Source organism: Azospirillum sp. (genome assembly GCF_035627195.1).
In the GTDB taxonomy this organism is placed as follows: domain Bacteria; phylum Pseudomonadota; class Alphaproteobacteria; order Azospirillales; family Azospirillaceae; genus Azospirillum.
In genome coordinates this window covers 1-10003 of sequence record NZ_DASPMG010000425.1, presented here as the reverse complement: position 1 = coordinate 10003, position 10003 = coordinate 1, and the positions used below count along the sequence as shown (strand labels likewise).

Annotated in this window: 4 protein-coding genes and 1 pseudogene; all 5 read right to left on the bottom strand. The window is 69.0% G+C overall.

The genetic code is table 11. From position 1 onward, the window contains the following. Positions 1-794 precede the first annotated feature (794 nt). Positions 795-1335 (bottom strand): annotated as a pseudogene (locus tag VED21_RS36440) (ISKra4 family transposase); the annotation flags it as partial. Positions 1336-1493: 158 nt separating this feature from the next. Beyond that, the gene (locus VED21_RS36435) at positions 1494-3005 is read right to left on the bottom strand and encodes a glycosyltransferase family 2 protein (RefSeq protein WP_324890993.1); all 1512 of its coding nucleotides are present in this window, start codon (positions 3003-3005) and stop codon (positions 1494-1496) included. Beyond that, a complete protein-coding gene (gene wecB, locus VED21_RS36430; protein ID WP_324890991.1) occupies positions 3002-4087 on the bottom strand; it encodes a non-hydrolyzing UDP-N-acetylglucosamine 2-epimerase in 1086 nt (361 codons plus the stop codon). Before wecB ends, VED21_RS36435 begins: the two co-directional genes overlap by 4 nt. A gap of 56 nt (positions 4088-4143) precedes the next feature. Beyond that, positions 4144-8949, bottom strand: coding sequence for a DUF4347 domain-containing protein (locus VED21_RS36425; protein WP_324890989.1), 4806 nt, complete (start codon positions 8947-8949; stop codon positions 4144-4146). A gap of 350 nt (positions 8950-9299) precedes the next feature. Continuing rightward, positions 9300-10003, bottom strand: a 704-nt coding sequence (locus VED21_RS36420; RefSeq protein ID WP_324890988.1) for a methyltransferase domain-containing protein, incomplete at its 5' end; no start/stop codon positions are given.

Here is a 10003-nt window from a genome sequence, read left to right as displayed (position 1 = left end):
ACAACCACGGCAAATCGGCCTGTGAAGCGCAGCCTCGCCACAGCATCGGGGAAAGCCGTTGCTCTGAAGAGACTGGCCAGCAGGCCTGTCATCCATTGACTCATACAGTGCACGGCGGATCGAAACCGAACCGAGACTGCGCAGTACAGGAGTTATGTTTAGATTCGAGCCCACGGCGGCGAAAGACACTCGCCGGGGGAGCGGGCTTATAGGGGATGCGCCAACCCCGTGTCCAGGCCTTTTTCAAGGCGCGCGGCCCGCAGTTCCGGGCGCGGCGCACGGGGCGCCCCCGCCGACACCTGCTCCGCCCGCCAGCGTGGTCACCGAGAGGCGCTGTCACACGAACAGCCGCAGCCTCGTGGTTATAGCAGGTCCGCCTCGGATGTCGTTGCTCTCGTATGCCCGCCCCCAGATCCCGCGCGCGATCATCCTGCATGCGATCTGGCTCTATCTGGGGTAGCCCGCCCCCCTGAAACTCCTCCGCCCGGCTCTGCCCCGCTTCGACGAGGGCGCTGTTTCCGGCACGCCTCTGGATGTTCGCCCTCCGCCTGAGTTTGGAGGTGCGGAAAAACGCACCTCAGGGGCGGCTTGGCCTCCGGGAAGGCTCAGAATTGACGGTTCCAGCACCCGTTTTGGTCGCAACCGGTGGGCGCGGCGTGGGGACCAGCGCATCTGTTGATTGGCGCCCAGGCGCCGGTGCGGCAGGCGCTGGACCGTGCTCTTGGTCGTCGCCGTGGAGATGAGCTTGCCCCGGCGTCGGGCGGCGGCGTAGTCGATGATCAGGTGGGCCTGCCGGTCGTCGGGGGCGGCGCCACTTGGTCCGACGGGATGAGCGCCGCCCGTTTGAGCCGGACTCCAACCCGGAGCGTGCGTCGACGGATCGTTTCCACCTCCGGGGCGGTGTCCAACGGCAGCAACTCGGCCAGCAGCGCCCGTGCCGGCCAGAATGCGTTCGTACTCCGGGGTGCAGCGGTCGGGCATGATCTCGGCGATCGGCGTCAGGCTGCGTCGGCAGGCCACGCCGCAGCGGCAGGGGTCAAAGCGGGGCGTGCGCACCTCCACCACGCCGAACAGTGACACCAGCCGGCGCGGGCGGTGGTCCTTGAGCGGGCGCGCAGTTCCACAATGGGTGCACCGGCGACAGCCGCGACAGTGCGCGTCGACCTGGACCATGACGAGTGCACGCTGCAGGCCGGCCAAGGTCGCCTTGCCCTCGGCCAAGCTCAGCCCGAGCGTCGCCGCCTGACCGGCCCCGGTGCGCTCACCCTCAAAGATCATGTGCTGCTTGACGGCGCTGTCCTCGCCCGTCACCTCCACCATGACCCGCCACTTCATTGCGCCCCCGGTTCACTGCCTTCCCAGCGCCCTTTACCATCTTCCCTCCAGGTTTAAGACGGTTTCCTGCAGGTGAACCTCGGCCGGGAGCCGCAGAAGCGTGGCGTGGCGCCGGACGAGGCCGACGGCTTGCCGCGCCGTATTCGAGGCAGAGCGGCCTAGGGACGCCAGGGCACAAGCCTGGGCGCCGGGTCCAGGATGCTGTCCATCTGCGCCCGGTCGCCAAATGTGCAGTCCGGATCGATGTCCAAGTACCGCTTGTGCTTGGCGACCCGATCCTCCGGGCGTGCCCAGCCGTAGTGACGGATGCGCAGGTCGGCCCCCGCGCCGGACAGTTCCCCCAGGTTGGATGGGAAGCGCCCGCAATGAAGCCGGTTGGACGACCATGAATACTGGAAATCGGGCGTGTAGCGCGTCAGCATCGGGAAATAACGCGTGTGCGCTGTCCACTGCGCGTCGTCGCGGTAATGCGTCGCCGACCACATGTCGAACAGCGGGAAGCCGTACACGTGGACATCGCGCCGGAACAGAAGCGCACGGAAATCGCGCACGGCGCGATCCTCGAAGATTTCGTCGGCGTCGAGATTGAGGATCCAGTCTGGCTCGTGCGTCAGGGTCAGGTCCCACTGCCTGCGCCGGATCGCGCTCTCGTCACGCTGAAAGCTGACATCATCGGACCGGTGAATGTGGTGCGGGATATCGGCCAGGCACTCGTGCACCACATCCACGGTGCCGTCCGTGCTGCCGTCGTCGACGATCACGGCCTCGTCGATGAACCGCCTGTGCAGCAGCAGCGCATCGCGCAGGTAGCGGTCCGCTTCGTTGCGGACGAGCATGGACAGCGTCAGCTTCGGCTGTTCGTCGTAGCCGGCCTCGACCCGCTTCCAGAACCGCGGGACGCGATGCACGTCGTCGTCGCGGTAGAGGTGAAGCGGCGGGAAGCGGGTGTCGGCCCACAGCTCCAGGCCGAGCACGGCGGCGCGCACGCAGAACCAGCGGTCCTCGCCCCACAAGGACAGATTGTGGATGGGCTGGAACGAGACGCCCCGGCGCAACGCGGCGGCCGACACCAGCGTGCAGGCACCCAGGCCGCCGACGCGGTGCGCCCCGCCGTCGCGCATGCGGTTGAGGAAGACGCGCGTGCGCGTCCGCTGCGCCGCCTCGTCGAGGGCCTCGTCCGGATGCCGCTCGTAGAGCGTGTAGTCGTCGGTCAGCCACGCGTTCGGAAGACAGGGCGTGCTCGGCTGCCACGCCGTCCAGAAGACCTCGGCGACGATGTCCTTTTCGAGCGACGCCAGATGGCGAAGCGTCTTCGGGTGCAGGACGAGGTCGGCGTCGATCAGGAAGATGCCGTCGTAGCCGTGGTCGAGCGCGTGCTTCAGAAACATGTTCTTGGCGTTCGCCACGCCGAGGATCAGCTCCGAGCGCCAGAAGTGCGTCCGCTCGTCGCAGACGTAGGTGCCCAGCGGCTTGTTCCGCTTCAGCACGGTGGCCGGCCGGCTGGCGCAGAAGCGCAGCAGCAGATCGGACGATTCGCGGTCGTCGTTGTCGTCCAGGAAGATATAGCCGACGTCGAATCCGCCGGTGTCCAGCGTTTCCAGGCTGCGCAGATGCTCGGCGAGGATCTGCGGGGGCTTGCGGACCGGGGAGGCGATCAGGATGCGCTTCAACGGGATGACCCCAAGAGAATGTCGGCGATGCGGTGCGCGGCCCGCCCGTCTCCGAACAGCGGGCGGCGGACCGCCATTCTGCGATACAAGCCGGGATCCGTCATCAACCGGTCGGCGGCGCCGGCGATGGCGTCGACCTCGGTGCCGACCAGCAGCGCCGCCTCCGCCTCCACGGCCTGCGGCCGTTCCGTCGTCGTGCGGGCGATGAGCAGCGGCTTGCCAAGGTGCGGGCATTCCTCCTGCAAACCGCCGGAATCGGTGATGACCAGCCGGCACGCCGCCAGTTCCCGGATGAACGCATCGTAGGCGAGCGGCGGGCTCAACTCGACGTTCGCGCGTCCTGCGAGGCTGGCGCGCACGTGCGCGCCGACGTTCGGGTTGGGATGGACCGGTACGAGGAAGCGGAAGCCGGGGTGTCCGGCGGCCAGGGTGGCGACCGCCCGACAGATGTTCCGCAGGCCCTCGTCGTGGTTTTCCCGCCGGTGGGTGGTGACGATCACCGTCGGGTCGGAGCGAAGGGCGACGCCCGTCGCGGCCATCTGCCGTTCCAGCGCGTCGATGACCGTGTTGCCGACCACGTGCAGCCCGGCCGGATCGACGGCCTCGGCCCGCAGCAGGCCGGCTTCGCGCTCCGTGGGACAGAAGTGCCAGCGAGCCACGCGCGCGATCAGCTGCCGGTGGATCTCTTCTGGCCAGGGATGGGCCGCGTCGTAGGTCCGCAACCCCGCCTCGACGTGGGCGAAGGCGATTCGGCCGTAGAACGCCGCCATGCCGGCCGTCAGCGCCGTCGTCGTGTCACCCTGGGCGACGACGATGTCGGGCTTCACCTCGCGCAGCGTGGCCGACAGCGCGGCCAAGGCGGCAGCGCAGAAATCCTCCGGGCGCTGGTCCGGCCGCATGAGGCCGAGCTGGACGGCCGGCGGTCCGGTCAGCGACGCTTCGGCCTGCCTTCCCAGTTCCAGGTGCTGCCCGGTGGCGACCGTCACCACCCGTGCGCGGCCGGCCAGCGCCGCGACCACGGGTGCAAGCTTGATGATTTCCGGCCGTGTCCCGTAGACGACGGCGACGGTCGTATCCGGCATGTTCGAGCGCCCGGGCGGAAAGCCCCCTCCCCGCGCGGGAAGGGGGCTCATGGTCGTCAGGAGCCGCTGCCCAGGACCAGGATGTCGGTGTGGCTCAGCGTGCGGACGTTGAGGGTAGCGATGGTGACCGCCGCCCCGCTTCCGCTGCCGTCGGCGTCGAAGGACAGCACGCCGGTGCGCGTGTTGAACACGAACGCCGCCCCGGCCGTCGTCGGGTTGTCCAGCGCGAAGTGGCTGGCCGACAGCGGCCCCGCCGGGATCGACCCGAAGTTCGGCCCGACCACGGCGATCTTGTCCACACCGGCCTCGAAGTCGGCGATCACGTCGCCGCCCTCCAGCGGGCTGCCGATGCGGAACACGTCCGCCCCCAGCCCGCCGGTCAGCGTGTCGGCTCCCAGGTTGCCGGCCAGCAGGTCGTTGCCCTGGCCGCCGAACAGCACGTCGTTGTCCTGCCCGCCGAACAGCGTGTCCGCCCCCAGGTTGCCGTACAGCACGTCGGCCGCCCGGTTGCCGTACAGCACGTCGCCGTCCTGGCCGCCGAACACGGTGTCGGCATCCTGCCCACCGAACAGCGTGTCGAAGCCCTGGTTGCCGTAGACCACGTCGTCCTGCTGGTTGCCGTACAACACGTCGTTGCCGATGCCGCCGGTCACCGTGTCCAGGCCCTCGTCGCCCCACAGCATGTCGTTGCCGCCCTCGGAGCCCACGAAGTCGTTGCCGCCGCCGCCGCGCAGCGTGTCGTCGTCGGCCCCCAGCACGATGAACTGGTTGCCGCTGTCGCCGACCACCACCTGGCTGCCCTCGCCGCCGGTCACCGACACGTCACCGACGATGGCCGCGAACTCCACGTTCTGCAGCTGGATGATGGTGCCCTTGGGCAGGCTGCGCACGTCGATCACCACCGCCTGCTGCTGGCCGGGATTGCCGCCCGTCGCGGGGGTGCTCGATGTGCCGGTGATGACGATGGGCTGGGTGGGGGGAGCGGCCGGGTCGGCCACCACCGGCACGATGGTGCGCACCGTCAGGTTGGCGTTCGCCGGCATCTCGTTCAGGAACACCTGCCCGACGTCGGTCATCTTGTTCTTGTCGTCGGGCTGGTTCTGGGTGCGGTTCTGGATGGCCTGGATGAGGCCGGTGAGGCCGCTCCCGGTGGTCGTGCTGGTGGTCTCCACCTGCATGCCGACGCCAACCGGCAGGTGGGCCTCCAGCAGCGCCTGTCCGCTGGAATCCCTGGCCAGCGGAATGTCGGCAAGGGGGGTCGAGGCGACCTGCTCGGTGCGGGTGGTCGTGACGATGGGGATGACCAGCGTCTGCGTCGTCGTGCCGTCGCCGTTGGTCTGCGTGGTCTGCTGCACGGTGACGCCGTCCACCGTCTGCGTTGTCGTCGGCGTTGCGGGCGGGGGGTCTTCCGGGGGCGGGAAATCATCGTTGCGGATGGTGCCCGTGGCGGTGCCCGTGCTGATGACGGTGCCGGCGCTGGCGTTCGACAGCACCACCGAGAACGCCTCGTTGCCCTCCACCGTGGCGTCGCCGGCCACGTTCAGGGTCAGCAGTGCCGAGGTCTCTCCCGCCGCGAAGGTGATGGTACCGCTGGGCGCCGAACCGCCGACGAAGTCGCTGCCGCTGACCGCCGCGCCGGTGACGGCATACTGAACCGTGCTCTGGCCTGCGGTGTCGCCGGCGCGTGTGACGGTGAAGGTGAAGGCGGTGGTGCCGCTGTGGCCTTCCCATTTGTCGGCGTCGGTGGCGGCGATGCTCAGCGAGGCGTCGTCGTTGAAGATGGTGCCGGCCGCCGTGGCGGTGGCGATGGTGGCGCCGGTGCCGGCGTTGGACAGCACCACGGAGAACGTTTCGTCCGTCTCCACCGTGGTGTCGCCGGCCACGTTCAGCGTCAGCAGAGCCGAGGTCGCTCCGGCGGCGAAGGTAATGGTGCCGCTGGGCACCGAACCGCCGACGAAGTCGCTGCCGTCGAGCCCGGCGCCGGTGACGGCGTATTGCACCGTGCTCTGGCCCGCAGTGTCGCCGGTGCGCGTGACGGTGAAGGTGAAGGCGATCGTGCCGCTGTTGTCTTCCAATTTGTCGGCATCGATGGCGGCGATGCTCAGCGAGGCGTCGTCGTTGATGATGGTGCCGGTTGCCGTGGCGGTGGTGATCGCCGCACCCGACGCGTTGGACAGCACCAGCGAGAAGGCCTCGTTGCTCTCCACGACCGTGTCGCCGGCCACGTTCAGCGTCAGCAGCGCCGTTGTCTGCCCAGTGCCGAAGGTGATGGTGCCGCTGGGCACCGAACCGCCGACGAAGTCGCTGCCGTCGAGCCCGGCGCCGGTGGCGGTGTACTGCACCGTGCTCTGGCCGGCGGTGCCACCGGTGCGCGTCACCGTGAAGGTGTAGGCGGTGGTGCCGCTGTCGCCCTCCGCCTTGTTGGCGTCGGTGGCGGTGATCGCCAGGGTGACGTCGTCGTCCCGAATGGTGCCGGCCGCCGTGGCGGTGGCGATGGTGGCGCCGGTGCTGGGGTTGGACAGCACCACGGAGAACGCCTCGTCACCCTCCGCCGTGGTGTCGCCGGCCACGTTCAGCGTCAGCAGCGCGGAGGTCGCTCCGGCGGCGAAGGTGATGGTGCCGGACGGCACCGAACCGCCGACGAAGTCACTGCCGCTGACCGCCGCGCCGGTGACGGCGTACTGCACCGTGCTCTGGCCCGCGGTGGCGCCGGTGCGCGTCACCGTGAAGGTGTAGGCGGTCGTGCCGCTGTTGCCTTCCGCCTTGTCGGCGTCGGTGGCGGCGATGCTCAGCGAGGCGTCGTCGTTGCGGATGGTGCCGGCCGCCGTGGCGGTGGTGATCGCCGCACCCGATGCGTTGGACAGCACCACGGAGAACGCCTCGTCGGTCTCCACCGTGATATCGCCGGCCACGTTCAGGGTCAGCAGCGCCGAGGTCGCTCCGGCGGCGAAGGTGATGGTGCCGGACGGCACCGAGCCGCCGACGAAGTCGCTGCCGCTGACCGCCGCGCCGGTGACGGCGTATTGCACCGTGCTCTGGCCCGCGGTGGCGCCGTCGCGCGTCACCGTGAAGGTGTAGGCGGTCGTGCCGCCGTGTCCTTCCGCCTTGTTGGCGTCGGTCGCCGTGATGCTCAGCGAGGCGTCGTCGTTGATGATGCTGCCGGCCGCCGTCGCCGTGCTGATCGTCATGCCGGCGCTGGGGTTCGACAGCACCACCGTAAGGGCTTCGTCGGCTTCCGCCGTGGTGTCGCCGGCCACGTACAGCGTCAGCAGTGCCGAGGTTTCTCCGGCGGCCAGGGTGATGGTCCCCGACGGCAGCGTGCCGCCGACGAAGTCAGTGGCGTCAATGCCCGCGCCGGTGACCGCGTATTGCACCGTGGTCTGGCCCGCCGTGTCACCCTCGCGGGTCACGGCGAAGACGAAGGCGCTGCTCCCGCTGTTGCCTTCCGTCTTGCTGGCATCGACCGCGGTAACGGACAGGCCGGAAGCGATGCTCGTCATCACCGACCCGACCGTGGCCGAGGTGCTCAAACTGAGCCCGGTCGTGGTCGGCTTAAGGCTGATGGGAAACACGCCGGACGCATCGCTGCCGGTGCCGGTCACCTCGAACGACAGCGTCTGAGCCTGGACGCCCATGGAATAGATGCCGGTGTACGTCGCATTCTGGAGGTTGTTGTACGTCCATCCGGTGGGCAGCACCGGGGTGAAACTCAACGTCGAGCCGACCATTATGAACATCGAAGTGATGTCGACGGTGAACTCCACCGTTTGCGGCACTCCGGGCGTCAAGGTGACGGACTGGTTGACCGGCGTGAGCTTGATCGGGTAGGTGCTGCCGGCCATCTCGGCGATCGTCACCGTGGCGACCTTATCGATCACCGTGGTGGCGTTGGTGCTGCCGTTATCGGTGATCGAACGCAGGACGATCGACCGGGTATCGGCCTCGCCGGGCATTCCGGGCGTCGTATTCGTGGTCTTGTAGCCGATCCCGTCGACCAGAGTGCCCATGGCGGCATTGGAGAGCGCCATGCCGCTCAGCGTCACGGTGGCCACGTTGCCGGCGACCGTTACGCTGTAATTCCCGGCGGTGAGGCTGCCCGAACCGGCCACGAGCGGCACGTCGGTTCCACCGATGGTGAGGAACTCGGAGCCACCGCTGAGATTGTGGACGGTGAGCACCATGCCGCTGAAGGTCTGCCCCGCATCGACGGTGGACGCGGTAACCGCGTCGAACAGGTCTTGAAGGGTGGCACCCAGTGCGCGGGTGGTGGCGGAATCCTTGACCGTGAGCGACAGTGTCGGCGCCGTCGAATCGGGGGGAGTCAACACACCGGCATAGGTGGCGCGGGCGGCCGGCGAGAACACAACCTCCGTCGCCACTGGACCGACGCGCACGGGCAGGTCCCAGTCGCCGCCCAGCGCGGCGGCGCCGGTGCGCGTCGCGCTGGCGGCCACGGCGGCGCCGGTCGCAGCGGCGAAGTCCTCGACGAACGCCACGCCCTCGTCGCCGCGCGCCACATCGCAGCCGTACAGCAGGATGTCGGCGTCCGGCGCCAGGGCGGCGCCGATCACGGCGAGCGCCGCGCGGTAGCGGCCCATGGCGGCGGCGTCGAGCACGGCCGTTCCCAGAACGAGGCGCCCCGGCGCGCCGTGACTGACGATGTGCAGCGACTCGATCCGCGTCCTGCCGGCCAGGACCTGCGCCATCTGCCGGATCCCGTCGCGGGCGGCATCCAGCACCACGACCTCGGCCGATTCCGGCACGCCGGCCACCAGGGTCTGCAGGTCGTCGACCCCGGCGTCGATGAATACCAGCGTCCGGGGGAGGAAGGCGCTGTTGGCAGAATACGGATCAAGAGTCATTGTGTTCGCCTATGAATTAAGACAAGTCATCCCGATCCGGCGCTTGTAGGTTAGGCGGAGGGCTCCGCTTTGCTCCTGACAAGCCCAGAGTTTCGGCTGGAGTCTGCAGATTTTGTAGATCGCGAGTTGTGCGTTTCCCTCCGCGACAGCCCGCCGAAAGTCTAGAGAGGCGGATTTGTTCAGGGGGATTCGACGTTCGGAAGACCTGATTACCTCATGTGCATACGCTAGTGTGCGCGTACGTTAGCGCAGGGTGATCCGGTCATACAACGTTTGATTTGCGACGAATTGTTACGAAGTGCGCGAAGCAATGGAATGCCCTGCGGCGACGACCTCTGGCGCCGTCCGCGTCATGCCGGCAGGACGTCCATCCGCGGCAGCGGATCGGGGCCGGCGTCTGCGCCCCGCATCGGCTTCACAGCCTCAAGTTCGGCGATCAGATCGCGGGCCACGTTGCGGCGGGTGCGCACGCGCTCCGCTGCGTCCTCGGCCGTCAGCCCGGCGATATCCTCCGCCGCGACGGTTACCGCGACGCGCACGAGCCGCCAGTCGCCGCGGTAGGAGGGCACGCCCTTGCGCGGGCCGCCCTGGGCGAAGCTCAGAAAGCTCGTCGGGAAATACGCCCGCACGTGGCCGGCGTCGCTCCACGCGGCGTCGCTGCCGCCGTGCGGTACGCGGACGGTCATACGGGCCCCCGGCCGGGCGATCCGGTGCAACTCCTGGAAGAGCGTCAGGGGCTGCGCGACGCACTGCAGGACATCGTCCAGCACGAACCGGTCGACGCTGCCGTCCTCGACGGGCAGCCGGTAATCGTCGGCGAAGCCGAGCGGGACCACGAAGTCGGCGGCCGGCTGCGGCGCCCGCTCGCGGTCCAGCCAGCCGCGCAGCACGCCGGTGCCGACGTCGATGGTAAGCGTGCGCTCCTCCTCCGCCGCGTCCGGTACGGGTCTGGTTTCGGCGGGCTGGGCGGCGAAGGGGCGGGGGGGCTCACCGGCGGCGTGGATGCGCCACATGGTCTGGTAGGCCGCCTCCAGGTGGCGGGTGAAGCCGGCGG

Bases quoted from the DNA above. Each gene is read 5' to 3' on its own strand.
- wecB (WP_324890991.1), bottom strand. From the start codon at position 4,087: ATGCCGGATACGACCGTCGCCGTCGTCTACGGGACACGGCCGGAAATC.
- VED21_RS36425 (WP_324890989.1), bottom strand. From the start codon at position 8,949: ATGACTCTTGATCCGTATTCTGCCAACAGCGCCTTCCTCCCCCGGACG.